At 62.3% G+C, this 13,795-nt stretch carries 14 protein-coding genes; 4 read left to right on the top strand and 10 right to left on the bottom strand.

What is annotated here, in order from left to right:
- The first annotated feature begins 37 nt into the window (after positions 1–37).
- Entirely contained in the window at positions 38–976 is a 939-nt protein-coding gene (locus tag AB4Z51_RS29420) for an aldo/keto reductase (RefSeq protein WP_441498565.1), read from the top strand.
- Positions 977–1,021: 45 nt separating this feature from the next.
- Here AB4Z51_RS29420 and AB4Z51_RS29415 read toward each other — a convergent pair whose 3' ends face one another.
- On the bottom strand, positions 1,022–3,862 hold the full coding sequence (locus AB4Z51_RS29415) for an ATP-binding protein (protein WP_441498564.1): 2,841 nt from the start codon (positions 3,860–3,862) through the stop codon (positions 1,022–1,024).
- A 287-nt stretch (positions 3,863–4,149) separates the two neighbouring features.
- Here AB4Z51_RS29415 and AB4Z51_RS29410 point away from each other — a divergent pair, with 287 nt between their 5' ends.
- Entirely contained in the window at positions 4,150–5,139 is a 990-nt protein-coding gene (locus AB4Z51_RS29410; RefSeq protein ID WP_063981885.1) for a Bug family tripartite tricarboxylate transporter substrate binding protein, read from the top strand.
- A gap of 6 nt (positions 5,140–5,145) precedes the next feature.
- Here AB4Z51_RS29410 and AB4Z51_RS29405 read toward each other — a convergent pair whose 3' ends face one another.
- From AB4Z51_RS29405 to AB4Z51_RS29370, 8 genes are all read right to left on the bottom strand, one after another.
- Positions 5,146–6,306, bottom strand: a complete 1,161-nt coding sequence (locus AB4Z51_RS29405) for an MFS transporter (RefSeq protein ID WP_063981886.1) — start codon at positions 6,304–6,306, stop codon at positions 5,146–5,148.
- 1,313 nt (positions 6,307–7,619) lie between these two features.
- Positions 7,620–7,880 (bottom strand): hypothetical protein, encoded by a 261-nt coding sequence (locus AB4Z51_RS29400; protein ID WP_084795022.1) that lies wholly within the window; start codon positions 7,878–7,880, stop codon positions 7,620–7,622.
- A 117-nt stretch (positions 7,881–7,997) separates the two neighbouring features.
- Positions 7,998–8,261 (bottom strand): hypothetical protein, encoded by a 264-nt coding sequence (locus AB4Z51_RS29395; RefSeq protein ID WP_080586857.1) that lies wholly within the window; start codon positions 8,259–8,261, stop codon positions 7,998–8,000.
- 272 nt (positions 8,262–8,533) lie between these two features.
- Positions 8,534–8,710, bottom strand: a complete 177-nt coding sequence (locus tag AB4Z51_RS29390) for a hypothetical protein (protein WP_166086818.1) — start codon at positions 8,708–8,710, stop codon at positions 8,534–8,536.
- A gap of 201 nt (positions 8,711–8,911) precedes the next feature.
- The gene (locus AB4Z51_RS29385; RefSeq protein ID WP_084795023.1) at positions 8,912–9,100 is read right to left on the bottom strand and encodes a hypothetical protein; all 189 of its coding nucleotides are present in this window, start codon (positions 9,098–9,100) and stop codon (positions 8,912–8,914) included.
- Positions 9,097–9,303 (bottom strand): hypothetical protein, encoded by a 207-nt coding sequence (locus AB4Z51_RS29380; protein WP_084795024.1) that lies wholly within the window; start codon positions 9,301–9,303, stop codon positions 9,097–9,099. Before AB4Z51_RS29380 ends, AB4Z51_RS29385 begins: the two co-directional genes overlap by 4 nt.
- Before the next feature lie 533 nt (positions 9,304–9,836).
- Positions 9,837–10,130, bottom strand: a complete 294-nt coding sequence (locus AB4Z51_RS29375; protein WP_084795025.1) for an HdeA/HdeB family chaperone — start codon at positions 10,128–10,130, stop codon at positions 9,837–9,839.
- Between the two features lie 25 nt (positions 10,131–10,155).
- Positions 10,156–10,440 carry an HdeA/HdeB family chaperone gene (locus AB4Z51_RS29370; protein ID WP_223153946.1) on the bottom strand — a complete coding sequence of 95 codons (285 nt, stop codon included), beginning with the start codon at positions 10,438–10,440 and terminating at the stop codon, positions 10,156–10,158.
- Positions 10,441–11,170: 730 nt separating this feature from the next.
- On the opposite strand from AB4Z51_RS29370, the gene AB4Z51_RS29365 reads away from it, so the two are divergent.
- Complete coding sequence (locus AB4Z51_RS29365; protein ID WP_157790253.1) at positions 11,171–11,560, top strand: nuclear transport factor 2 family protein; 390 nt, start codon at positions 11,171–11,173, stop codon at positions 11,558–11,560.
- A 944-nt stretch (positions 11,561–12,504) separates the two neighbouring features.
- Here the strand turns inward: AB4Z51_RS29365 and AB4Z51_RS29360 are convergent.
- Positions 12,505–12,639: a hypothetical protein gene (locus AB4Z51_RS29360; protein ID WP_256376473.1), complete on the bottom strand. Its 135-nt coding sequence runs from the start codon at positions 12,637–12,639 to the stop codon at positions 12,505–12,507.
- A gap of 306 nt (positions 12,640–12,945) precedes the next feature.
- Between AB4Z51_RS29360 and AB4Z51_RS29355 the strand changes: the two genes are divergently transcribed.
- Entirely contained in the window at positions 12,946–13,203 is a 258-nt protein-coding gene (locus AB4Z51_RS29355) for a hypothetical protein (protein ID WP_028154361.1), read from the top strand.
- Positions 13,204–13,795 lie beyond the last annotated feature (592 nt).

Here is a 13,795-nt window from a genome sequence, read left to right as displayed (position 1 = left end):
CGCATCGCGCGGCCAGCAGTCAACAAGGAGTATTACCATGACGACCTCCGATTCACTTCGTTACACGAGAATTCCCACGCATGAGGCCGTGACGATTCCCGCAGTCGGATTTGGCACGCTCATTCCCGATCCGCACGTGACCCGGCAGGCGACCAGGGCTGCATTGGAAGCCGGATTTCGACATCTCGATTGTGCCGAGCGCTATCGCAACGAAGCGGCCGTCGGCGAGGCGATGCAGGATGCGTTCAAGGCGGGCACGCTTCGGCGCCAGGACCTGTTCGTTACGACGAAGCTATGGAACACCAATCATCGGCCGGAGCGGGTCAGGCCTGCCTTCGACGCCAGTCGCAGACGGCTGCAACTCGACGAGATCGACTGCTACATCATCCATACCCCCTTCGCCTTTCAACCCGGCGACGAGCAGGACCCGAGGGATGCGAGCGGCCATGTCATCTACGATTCAGGCGTGACGCTGGCGGAGACATGGGGGGCGCTGGAGCGCCTCGTCGACGAGGGGCACTGCAAGTCGATCGGGCTGTCGGACATCACCTTGGAGAAGTTGCGCGAGATCGTCGAGGTCGCGCGGATCAGGCCTGCCATGGTGCAGGTCGAATCGCATCCGTACCTGCCCGAATGGGAGCTGCTCGACTTCTGTCGGGAGCACGGAATTGTCCTGCAGGCGTTTGCCGCGCTGGGACACGCCATGAAGCCGAACCTCCTCGCTGATCCCGTGATCACCGCCATCGCGGAGCGCCTGCGCAAGACGCCGGCTCAGGTCGCCCTGGCCTGGGCCGTCCAGCGCGGCACGGCTTTCCTGACGACCTCGACCAATCCTCGGCGTATCGAGGAAAACTTCGATATTTCGACGCTGCCTGCAGACGCCATGCGGGAGATGCGGGACCACATCACGACGAATGTCCGCTTCAACACCGTTGTCGAGACCGGCGTGCCCGGATTCATTCCGCGGGCAGGATGAAGCGCGCGGCGCGGTGCGAAAGCCGAAGGCCTTCGGCCGGCCTCGTCAAGTCCGGAGTTGCGCGATTAAATCGCGCGCGCTGCGGATATCGGCGATGCCGGCGCCCTCGCTGAACGCCCCGCATGCACGTTCGAGAATTGCCAGGGCCTCTGCATTCTGGCCGGCTCCGATCATGAACCGCGCGAGGCTGATCGCACCGCGCAGCTCCCAGAACCGCGCGCCCTGCTGGTTGGCAATGTCCATGGCCTCGCGAAAGCGCGCCTCGGCGTCCCCCGCATGCCGCGGGCTCTTGAGCAACAACTCGCCCTTGATGCGCGTCAGTTCCGGCAGATACCACAGCTCCTGCCGGTCGTTGCAGCGGGTCAGGACGTCCTCGATCACGTCGAGGCCACGGTCGACCTGGTGGGCCTCGCCGGAACATGCGGCGAGTTCACCGAGCAGCGGAAGAAAGCGCGGCAGGAAACGCGCATCGCCGGCGCGATTGAGCTCTTCGCGCAGCAGCGGCAGGCCGGTCGCGACGTCACCACGCTTTACGACGACCGCCGCGTTGAAGGCCCGTGCCCACAGGCCCCACAGCCGGATGGCGTGGCGCTCGGTGTGTTCGAGCAGCTCGGCGCCGTGGCGCTCCGCGGCCTCGAAATCGCCGGACCAGAAGGCGATCGGGCAGGCGGCTTGCCCCAGCACGCTGCAGAAAGTCAGCGCGTGGCCGTTGGCGCGACCTTCCTCGATGTTTCGGGCGGCGAGCGCCTGGGCCTGATCGGCGAGGCCCTGAAGCCACAGGATGCGGGCCCGGAAATATTGCGTCGATATCCTGAGGTCGAGCGGGAAGATCTTCGGCTTCTCCGCCAGCACATGCAGCGACGCGTTCACGCGCTCGATGCGCAGCCGTGCGTCGTTCTGATCGCCGAGATAGTGCAGCGCCACCGCCATCAGCCGGTCGCCCAGCATGAGATCGGTCCTGTCCGACGAGTTCGCCGCTGCATTCGCAAACCGGTCGGCGAGCGCACGGGCCTTGCCGAACTGTCCGTTGTTGAACTGGTCGATGCACAAGCCCCAGAGCGCGCGCAGCCGGAAGTCCTTGTCGTCGAGCCTGTCAGCCAGCTCCAGGGTCGTCTCGAGGATCGGACGCGCCTCGCGGGCGCGGCCCTCGCCATACATCAGCGACCAGCCGAGCGCCGACAGGAGTTGCATGCGAATGCGATCGTCGCCGCCGCTGTCGCCGAGCGCGGTGAGCGCCGTCTTGGCGCGCTCGCGGCATTCGGCGAACAGGGACAGGCGGACCCACAGCGTGACGGCAGCCGCCGTCAGCGCGATCCCGAGTGCGGCGTCACCGTCGGGCCCGAAGGCCCAGTTCAATGCGGCGCGCACATTGTCCAGCTCCGCGCCATAGATACTCAGCCATTCCGGCAGCGGCGTCGATGTATCGGCCTCCGCGCGCTCGAAGAAGTCGCGAAAATGCTCTGCATGACGGCGCGCGAACTGACTGGTCTCACCGAGCTCGTTCAGCTTTCCATGCGCATAGGTGCGTGTGGTGTCGAGCAGGCGATAGCGCAGCGTTCGCGAGCCGGATGGCGAGATCAGCGATTTGGTAACGAGGCTGTCGATCGCCTCCAGCGTTTCGGACGCGCCGAGGCCGTCGCCGGCGGCCACCGCGGCAGCCGCCTCTGGCGCGAAGGGCCCGGCAAAGACCGAAAGGCGTCGCAGCGTGGCACTCTCGGCGGGAGGTAGCAGATCGTAGCTCCAGTCGAGCGCCGCGGCGAGCGTCTGGTGTCGTGGCACGGCGGTGCGCCGACCCCGCCACTGCAACGAGAAGCGGCTGTCGAGCAGCGACGCCGTGCCGGCAATGCCGTACGCATTGACACGGCCGGCCGCGAGCTCGATCGCGAGCGCAATGCCGTCGAGGCGCCGGCAAATGCTCGCGACGAGCGGCGCTTCTTCCGCACTGAGCTGGAACGGACCCGAACTCTGCGCAATGCGCTCCACGAAGAGCTGGGCCGCGGGGTAAGCGAGGACCTCGGCGACACCCAGGTCCTCGCGCTCCGGCGGGCAATCCAGCGGGAACAGGCGGAAAATCCTTTCGCCGTCGCTCCGGAACGACTCGCGGCTGGTAGCGAGAACGCGAAGCTGCGGTGCGTCGCGAACGATGCGCTCGACGAGCGGCGCCAACGCATCGAGCACATGCTCGCAACTGTCGAAGATCAGCAGGGCTGGGCCGGTCTTCAGAAATGTCAGCAGGGCCGGCGTCTGATCCTCCGCGCTGATGGTCAGTCCCAGTGCGGAGGCGATGGTGGTCGCGATGTGGCTGGCATCCCTCAGTGGACCGAAGTCGACGAAGAATACGCGCCCGCCGAAATCCGCCGATCTGCGATGCCCGACGGTGACGGCGACGGCGGTCTTGCCGATGCCGCCGGGGCCGACCACCGTCATGAAGCGATGCAGCGAAAGCCCGTTCGATATCTTCTCGACGATCTCCTCCCGTCCGACCATTTTCGAGAGCGGCGAGGGAAGGGAACGGGGAGGTGCAATGTTCACGGCGGGCTGAGCGGCCGGCGGAGCCGCGTGAGCGAGCGAGGCGACAAAGCAGTAGCCGCGGCCGGGCACATTGACGACATAACGGGCCGACTTGCCGGTATCGCCCAGCGCCTTGCGCAGTGCCGCGACGTGGAAGCGCAGGCTGCCCTCGTCGACATTGACGTCGGCCCAGATGCGCTTGACCAGCTCTCTCTTGTCGATGACTTCGCCGGGGCGCTCGGCGAGGAAGATCAGAATATCGAGCGCGCGGCCGCCGACGTGAAGCGGCGAGCCCTCCTTCTCCAAGAGCCGCGACTTCGGAAATAGTCGAAATGGCCCAAAAGAAATGGCCGAGTCTTCGGTACGATCTGGCACGCGCCATTGCCCCCGCAACGGGAGTCAAAATGTATTACTTTTTGGTCTATCAGAACGAGGCGTACAGTAAACTGGCCGAAAGCAGTGGGCAGAGCTGGTAGCCCTGCGCGCATGGCTTCGATCGGTCGATCCGAATAACCCTTAAGAAGTAAAGGGTTATGTTGACATGACAAGGCGATGACACCGGTGATCTCACCCGGATGGCGCATTGACGGTGGTAGCCGATTGCTGAGATTGGACGGCTAGGGAGCCGGTCCCGCCTCGACATCGACTTCCGGAATTCGAACATGGCTTCCTTCTCGCGGCGACGATTCGTCCATGCGCTATCGGGCGCAGCGGCGCTGGCGGCGATCCCGCGCAGCGGACAAGCCGCTGATTATCCGTCTCGTCCCATTCGCCTGGTGCTTCCGTACGGAGCCGGCGGAGCGGGGGACCAGATCGGGCGTCCCTGGGTGGACAAGATGTCGTCGCTGCTTGGGCCGACCTTCGTGGAATATATCGGCGGTGCGGGCGGCGCGATCGGGGCTGCGACGGTCGCGCGCGAGGAGCCCGACGGCTATTCGCTGCTGCTTGGCAACGGCAGCACGCAGGTCATCATTCCCCTGACCTCGAAAAATCCCGGCTATTCCGTCGACGATTTTCGCGCCATCTATCGCTTGATCAGCAGTGCACTGGTTTTCGCGGTCCATCCGTCGGTGCCTGCCACGGATCTGCGTGAGCTGATCGCCTACGCGAAGGCCAATCCGGGAAAGCTGTCCTACGGGACACCCGGCATCGGCACCGGCAATCATCTGGTTGGCGAATCCTTCAAGCAGCAGGCCGGCGGGCTGGATATCGTCCACGTTCCGTATCGGGGCATCTCGCAGGCAACCAACGACCTCGTCAGCGGTCAGATCTCGCTGATCATTGCCGTCATGTCCGTTCAATTGCAGCAACTGGCTCAAACCGGGAAAGTGAGGCTGCTGGCGGTCACCACCGAAACGCGGCTGAGCGGGGCGCCGGAGATTCCGACCGCCGTTGAATCCGGCATGCCCGACATCCGCTACGGGGGATGGTTCGGCCTGTTCGCGCCCAAGGACACGGACGATGCGGTCATCGACAAGATCGCGCAAGCGACACGTCTCGCCATGGCCGATCCGGCGCTTCAGGCAAGCTACCGCGCGCAGGGCATGGAGCCGGACGGCGATTCGAGCCCGGACAAATTCCAGCGTATTGTCGATGCGACGACGGCAAGCCTGGCGCCCGTGATCAAGTCGATCGGGCTGAGCAATTTGTGAGGCCGCTCAGGCCTCCACGCGCGACGTCTGCCGGCCCTCCGCCGTGACGATGCGGGCCGACAGCGTGACGAGACCCATCAGCGCGGCCAGAAGCCAGAATGCAGTCGGCAATCCGCCAAGGCGTGCGACGAAGCCGACGCCGGCGGGGCCGATCAGGATGCCGGCATAGCCGGCTGTCGTGATTGCGGCGACGGCGAGCCCCGTCGGCATCACCGTTTGCCGCGCCGCCCGGCGGAACAGCACCGGCACGAGGTTCGATGCACCGAGGCCGATCAGCAGGAAGCCGCCGATGGCGACCGCCGCTACGGGCGCCATGAGTAGGACTACGAAGCCCGCGATTGCAATGATGCTGCCCCAGAACAATGTCGTGCGATCCCCGATGCGTGCAACGACAGCGTCGCCGCCGAGCCGCCCCGCGGTCATCGCGATCGAGAACACGATGTAGCCGATCCCGCCTTGCGTCTCCGAGACGAGGCCCGCGCCGATGACGAGCAGCGCCCCCCAATCGAGCATCGCGCCCTCGACGAGGAAAGTGATGGCGCCGAGCAGCGCTAGCAGGAGCACGGAGCCATGCGGCAGCACGAAGAGCGGTCCGTCCAGCACCTGCACCGAACGAAGCAGGCGCGGCCAGGCCGCCAGCATCGCGACCAGCATCAGCACGGAGCAGATCAGCGTGCAGGCGAGCGCGCCGAGTTGCAGCGAAAGCAGCGCAGTCATCAAGGCTGATCCCGCGAAGCCGCCGATGCTGAACAGCGCGTGGAAGCCGGACATCAGCGGGCGGCCCGCGTCGCGCTCCACCTCGACCGCGTGGATGTTCATGGCGACGTCGATGGAGCCGAGCGCGGCGCCGAAGGCGAACAGGGCCAGCGCCAGCGTTGCCGGCGAGCTCGCGATCGCCAGCAGGGGCAGCACCAGCGCCAGACCGAGCCCGCCCGCAATGATGATCGGCTTGCTGCCGTAGCGCGCGCTCATGACTCCGGTCAGAAGCATCGCGACGACCGAGCCGATGCCGAGGCTGAGCAGGAGCAATCCAAGAACGCCGTCATCGACGCCGAGCCGCGTCTTTGCGAACGGCACCAGCGGCGCCCAGCACGCGATGCCGAAGCCCGCGACGAGAAAGGCGAGCCGCGTCGCGAGGCGCGTTGCCGGCCGGTCGGCAGAATGCATGGGAACTCCGGGGAAGCAGTGGCGGGGCGATCGACAAGCCCTGAGATTGCCGCGCCTTTATGTCCGAGGCATGCTCGAATTGTCGCAGACTGTGCTCAACAACGGCGCGACGTCAACCTAGGTTCCGAAGCGTGTTGCGTTCGGGACGATATTCGTAAGCGCGCCGCCGGATTCGCGAGCGCGCCGCCGGGCCCGGCCGTCGGGCAAAACACCGGGTCATTCCGAGCTGCGCCGGTGTCAAGCCGCGCTTGCAAGAATATTCCACTTTACCGAAATTCGGAAATGGCGTATGTGTCGCCCATCCCGGCTCACCAAGAGGGGCGATCTTGTGTCGTCACGTGTCACGTGTCGCGAGCCGGGCTTGCGGTGGACGCGACAGCGTCGGGCGCGAGAGGCTAAGGGCAGGGCGGATTGCTCTCCGTGAGCCCAGAACTTCGTGCCGGATGAGCGGCGCTGTCAGGTTCGTCTCGTCTGTAAGTTTCCGGCTCCGTCGACAGGGCTGGAAAAACTGCGGCGAAATGGCGGGCCGTGCGTACGGCAAAACCGTGTGGTCCTTTCCGCAAGCGCTGTTTTCGGCCGGTTAAAAGCGGTGAAAGTACCTGAAACTAAAGGTATATTTCGGTTTTTGTCGCACTAACGAAAGGCCCGCCCGAACCTGCCGGGCCCTATTAGGCCCTAGTTTCACATCCTGCCGTTGGGCGCGAGTTGGAGTTCGGGAAGCTTAAGCCGCTCGAACGGCCTGAGGATCGCGGCGCGCCCCATGCGGTGGCCCTGCGATCCGCGCGCGCTGTACGGCCTTCCCGGGCCTGCGCTGCGGCCCGGTTGCCGTGGTTGGCCCGAATGAACGGACTACTTTTTCTGCTCGGTGGTGGTTGTAGTGGTCGGGGTGCCGTCGCGCGCGTCCCGTCGCTCGTCGCGTCCTGTGCGCCGGTCTTGACGCCGTTCTGTGCGTCCGGTCCGGCGTTCCTGGCGCCTTTCTGTTCGCCCGCTTCGCCGCTCCTGACGGCGCTCTGTCCCAGACATCGGCGCGTCTGCGGGCGGCGTCGTGGGCGTGGCGGGCGCCGTGGTGGTCTGAGCTTCCGCCTCTGACACCGCCAAAATTGCGGGCGAGGCCATAAGCCCAAACACGGCCGCGTATCCAAGGAAAGTGAGTGCGTTGCGACGACAGACCTGTTTCGGCTCCGAACGTTCACTCATCGTCAGGCTCCCGGTTGCTGTTGCCCCAGAGCATGGCACCTGAGGTCGAGAGCCGGCGCTTGATCTAGATCAAATAGGCGCAGTTGCACCCGGCAGCGTGCCAACGTCGTCAAAGATTACTTTTTGGTCGGCCCGCTGCTCTCATTTACTTCGTCAGCTTCAAGCCACGCTGGAATTTCCGGCGACGGGATTGACGTTCTCGGCAGGTGGGGGATCATGGTCCCCGCGGTGACGACCAATCCCTCGTTGAATTTGGTTCGCGCAAAATCCTTCGCTTCTGCTTCGGTTTCAAACGTCTTGGTTAAGCGCGGATGTCGCCGTCTTAACAGCGTGCCATCCGGCGGCACTTCAAAAGTGACGTACCAAGTGTGTTTCATGCCGTGATGCCGCCCCCGGTATCGGTCGCCTGCGCCCGCGCCGGGGGCGATAAAAAAGCCGCCACCGGGACGAAGCGGTGACGGCTTCTTTCTCGCTCGTGACCGCGAAACAAGTCTTTACCGCCCCGCCCCAACGCGATTGACGCCGCCATTTGCATTGCCACCGGCGTTATGACGGACCGCAGCGCGCGCCACCGGACGAGGCCTCAGCACGACGCCTGCCCGGGCAACGCAACCCACTGGATATTCAACGTACTGGCAGTACACGACCGCCTGGGCTGGCGCTGGATTGAGCGTGACACCTGCAAGCCCCAACAGGGCGCTAGCAGCAATCCCGGCAACAGTCGCTGACTTGATCGAAAGACGCTTCTCCGGATGCATGTTGGACCTCCCTCTTCGCGCTTGCGTCACTGAAAGGTGACGGGAGCCGCCTCAGGTGCGGCTGAACATGGCATGAGCGCTAAAGGATCGCTGACGTTGACCTAGATCAACGGAGGGTCTGTGCGCTGTTGCCCCTCCCGGTGTCCGCCCTATGGCCCGGCGCTGGCGGCGCGCTGTACGGCCTTCTGCCGGGCCTTGGCGGTGCCGTAGGCCGCCTGTCGCCGTTGCGGTGACGTGCTGCCGCGCTCGACGGGTGATGAGGCGACGCCGCGCTAAGGGTTCTCCTCGCTGTGTTCTTCGAGCAGCTTCCGGGTAGCCTTGATGCGGGCGGAGACGTTCTGAAGCGTTGCGTCCGAACTGATACCTTGCGAATGCAGGAGCATCCACAGGGCTTCGGCAAGGATGACTTGATTTTCTAAAATGGCGCGTTGGATTTTATCCATCATCATCCATGCTCCGTTGGTTGCCGTCCGCTGTCGGTCGCCTGTCCGCGCCGTGATGCTGGCGCGGTCGAGCGCGCGGCTTCGATCAAGTTGCAGATTTTGCGCTTTTGTCCCAAGAACAGAACTGCGCTTGCGTTGCGCGGCGGCTGACGATGGTGACGCGGTGGCGCTGCCGGTGCGAGCCGCTGCCCGTGGGCACTGAGGGCGTTACGCCCGCTTCGCCGTCTTGGAAGCTTCGATCATCGCAAGCTCAACATGATCGGCAAGGCTGGTCAGATGCAGGGCCAACATATCGAACATTTCCCGCTTGGTCGGGACAGTGGCAAGATCGCGGATTAGCGCGGCCTCAGCAGCATCCTTCCGAAGCTTTTCAAGAGCCGCTTGATAATCCCTCATGGAGTTGCTTTGGGCGGCCGCTGGGCGGTTGACCCTAAGCTTTCGTTCAGCCAGTCCGCCGTATCGGCCCCGGACGCCTTGCGGAGCAGTTTGTCTTTTTCTGCCCCGGGGGGAAGAAGCGCCGCAACTTCGCGCGCCGTCTTGGCGAATGACGCAAGACGATCTTGCAGCGGCACTTGTTGCTTGAAACGACGCCGTTTCATGGCGCGCTCCTTTCTTCAAGAGGAAGGCGGGAAGCGCAACCGGCGTTCACATCACCGATAAGAGCCTATGACCGGGCGGTGATGCAGGACCAACACTCTTCGAGCAAGTCTGTTCCGGGCCCGCTCAGTCAAAGAGGACCGGGGCCATGACCAATCGGTCGTCAGGGTCCTGTGGAGGGCGCGAGTTCCTGCGGGGACCGCGCGACGGCCCCGCGCAAGCGTGTTTGCAATCGCGCAATCCCGGCTTTATTTATGCGAATTGGTACACAAATTCCGTGTGTGCCGATTGGCCATAAGCAGGCCGCAAACTGCGAATGTTTAATGCCCGCTTCAGCCGCGTGAGCGGACATTATCAGCCAAGTCTGTCGAGTCCGAAAGGGGCCAACAAAAGGAGACGTATTGAAGCACGCGCGGTTATGCGCGCAACAATGAGGCGGTTGCGCAGTTCCAGTGGCCCGTTCAACTCTCGGTCGAGGAGTGGCAATGTGGCCGGCCAAGACTCCGGCCGCGACGCCGCCGTCGGGGCCCACAACCTAGCTGGCGCTTTTTTGAATGGCGGTTGGCAGCGTTTCGGATTTGTGCTTTTTGCAATAGGCGACAACTTTTTCGGAATTCTTTTGCAGGCGGTCGTAGTCCAAAACATTATTATTTGCAGCCGCGTTATAGTAGCCGCTCATGAAATACCTTACGAAATCTCGGTCTGCTGAACCGTATCCTAGCCAATTTCCGCAAGTGATCTTGTTCATGTCCAGCTTGATCTGAGCCGCGGCTGGCGCTGATGCCGCGCCTATCAAAATCACAGAAACGACAAGAGCCCTGCATTTCATAGCGATCCTCCAAAGTCCCGAGCCGTCAATTTTTGCCTACCGATTGTTGCAAGCCATACATAACGCTTTCCGCCGGATGGTATTGGCACCATGCCTTTACGTTGGCGATATTTTGTTGATGCAAAGCAAGGTCCACAAAGGTCCTGTTGTTCTGATAACTGAACCAACCGCTCATCCAGGCAGAAAACTTATCTGACTGTGACTGCGGCATAGCAAGATATTGGCTACATATGATCTTGCCCATATCAATGGTTACCTGCGCATTCGCAACGATTGGAATTAAAGAGACAGCAAACGTCAGACTGATCAATCTACATCTCATCGAGGTTGTCCTTGATGCTGATCTACAGGGATCTGGAGAGGGCTGCCACTACAAGGACGCAAGAAAACGAAGTCTCGCGCCGCTCATGTTGATCTAAATCAACAGAAGTCCGCTTGGGGTCATTCGCGTCGTTTTGACCCTGCGCTGACTACTTCCGGTTTCCATCCAACACCGGACATATCGTTGCACTAGGTCGCGGTCACTTGCCCTGCTGCTTGATCGCCCACAGCCGATAGGCTTCGGCCTCGTAGGCGTCCCGCTCTGTCGGCGGCGGGATCAGCTTCGCGCCTTCGCTGCGGAAGTGATCGAGGCCGCGCCCGAGCGCCTTGCGAAGATCTCGGCGCGCGCGCCAAGCTTACAGCCCATCGTGTGCCTCATCGCCGCTCCGCCGTCGCCGCTCTTTGCGCCTGCCACGTTCGGATTGAACGGAGTTGCGCGAGGTCGTCCGGGTCCTGTGAGGCGTGTAGAAAACGCGGGGACCGCGCGACGCCGGGAGGTCTGGATATTTGCTGCGAGAAAAACCGTTGTTGCAGTTGCWGGCGAAGGCGAACGTCCGCCTTGGTCTGACAGCGACGAACTTTCGCTCCGTATGAAAATGACGCTGGGCCCAAGAGGAGACATTTCGAGGCGACCGATTGGTTGCTATATTCGGGCTTTGTACTTCACCGTGACTACGATTAGTCCCGTAGGAGTGCTAACCCTTTTAGGGGAGACAACAATGGGCGATTTGAATTCGGTGATTATCCGCAAGGCCTACGAAGACTTTGCGATAGGAAGCATCCCCTCGGTTTTCGCGGTTTTCGACGCCGGCATCACATGGCACGTTCCCGGTCATAGTCCCCTATCAGGCGACTATACCGGTCACGATCAGGTCGGAGGCTTCTTTCAACGCACGATGGAGCTTTCGGGAGGCGCGTTCAGCATGGATGTGCACAATGTGCTGGCTGAAGACGATCTCGTTGTCGCCTTGGTTACCGTGAACGCAGAACGAAACGGGCTGTCCGCGTCGTTTCCGGAGATCCACGTCTGGCAGATGAAGAACGGAAAGGCGACCGACTTCCGCGAGTATCAAGGCGATGAGCAGCGGGAGGACCAATTCTGGTCTTGAGACGCCGTCATTTCCTCAAGCGATAGACGGCACAATGAGGGCGACGCTAAGATCGACGATCCTTCAAAAGCGGCGCGGCGCAACAGGAATGGCTGATGTCCGAGACCGTCACCGTTGATTGCCCTCATCGCCAAAGGGCTACGACCGTCAGCGCGTCGGGCCAATGACGCTGCACCTCGATTGCAGCCGGGCCTACATCGGCAAGGCGGCAAGGTGACGGCTTCCCGCTAGATCAGAGCCGCGTGGCTTACTTGCGATACCTGCGGCGGGAGCGGCGGCAATCGTCGCGCAGTGAAGCCGATGCTGCGCACGTCGCGGCAATGAAAGCGTGTTTTCGAGAACGCTGCAATCTCCTCATGCTGTTGCCGAAAGGCAACTGATTTATTGTTCTTCGTTGAACTGTTCCATTTTGCGTTTACGCCGCAACAAACAGTTCTAGATTTGCGGTCTCCGGGCTGGGGCGTGTTTTACAACAGCGAATTTTCGAACCCGGAGGCTTTTCGAAATGATTTTGGAATTTCTCGCAATTCTTTCTCTCGTTCAGTTCGCCAACATGATTTCGCGACTGATCGGTCGGCGGCATGACGTACTCTCCTACGTTTCAAGATCAGGTCCTCACCGGTAAGCGTGGCTAAAGCGTCACAAAAGCGAAAGCGGGATGGCCGCTCCGCCCGTGGCACAGTCTGGCTCTGATCGTCTGCTACTTGAAGAGTTTGAGCTGCCTTGTGTCGGGGGCCTCCTTGAGGGGCGCGGTGGTGGCGTGAGTGTTCTGGTCGTCTCTCGAATGAGCTACTCGCTCGTTCTGGTAGAACCCAAGGGGACATATCCCCAGCTTCCGGACTGAGGCTCAAGCCACCAATGCTGACCTGCATTTGAATACCGACGCAATTCGAGATCGGTCAGTTGCAGAAGCCGCCATGGTAAGATCGCTCGTCACTTCCCGCTCACTGGGACCAATCCATATAGAGCGTGATGCCGATCATGATCAGCGAGCCGATCGCGACCGCCACCGGGCAGATAAACGGCAACTCCTCCAGAACGCCGACAACGACCGCCCGAACGCGGAGACTTCTCTTCATGTGCGCAAAGCGCGAGCCTGCCGCACCCATCGGACATCCCCGTTTGGCCCCCAGCAGCAGCGGTCTCACTCTTCAGCATCAAGTGATCTTCGGCTATCGCCCATTCGGATGTATCCGTGAGTGAAGGTGAAGGAACTCTTGCTAGTCCGTTGGTGACGTGTGTTGCCGAGGCGGGCTCAGGAGGGAATGAGCGAGCAGATTGCGCCCGTTGACCAGCCACGCAGGTTTGATTGAACATCGCGCACACCGTGGCCGTTGATGGCATCCCTGATGGTACGCCGTTCGAACGACTGGGAATATCGCACCATGTGGAACTGGATGATGCTAGGGCTAGAAAGCAATCGCGTGATCGGACTTCGGATCGCGAAGCTGATGCGCGGCGGCAAAGCGGCTCAACGAGAAGCCCAGCGCATGGTGAGTGAAAAGGTCTTGGCGGCGGCGAAGGCCGGTACAAGCCTGATGGCTGGCGCATCTGGAAACAAGATTGTTGAGCAGTATCGAAGAAAGGTGGCGGCAAACGCCAAACGGCTCAGCAGCAAACGGATACGGCGCAGACGAAAATGACGCGGGCCTCTCGGACACTTGCTCTGCTGCTTGATCGCCCACAGCCGGTAGGCTTCGTCCTCGTAAGGATCGTCGCGGTCGGTGGCGGGATCAACCTCGCGCCTTCCTTGCGGAAGTGTTCGAGACCGCGGCCCAGCTTCTCCCGGCGAGTGTGTGTTGATCGTTGGCCCGGTCGGGATCGTCGGCGCGTAGTCCTCAAGCAAGGATCGAAGCCGATGGCGGCAGCGAAGTGGTAGCCCGCGCGGGACTTCGGCGCGCACGCCATCATGCGGATCGCGATGCCCCACCATCAGGCGGGCTTCGCCGATCGATAGCGCTCCCTCGACTTGCGCCAATGCCGTCGCGACGAAGGGGGCGACGTGCGGCGCGGGCAATGGTTGTCAATCGGCCCTTTAATTGCGGTTTGTTGTCAAGCTACCATTCTTCCTCTCTCCAGTGACACGCCGGTAGCGATTGCTCCGTCGGAGCTGGTCTGTCAAGCTACCATTCTTCCTCTCTCCAGTGACACGCCGGTAGCGATTGCTCCGTCGGAGCTGGTCAGGTTGCGGAGACGGAGCGATCGCGGATGGCGAGACGATTGCCTAGCGGGATT

The sequence above is a fragment of the Bradyrhizobium sp. 2TAF36 genome, assembly GCF_052114925.1.
GTDB classification, from domain to species: Bacteria; Pseudomonadota; Alphaproteobacteria; order Rhizobiales; family Xanthobacteraceae; genus Bradyrhizobium; species Bradyrhizobium barranii.
The sequence above is the reverse complement of the archived record's forward strand: the minus strand, read 5'-3'. Positions and strand labels throughout refer to the sequence as shown.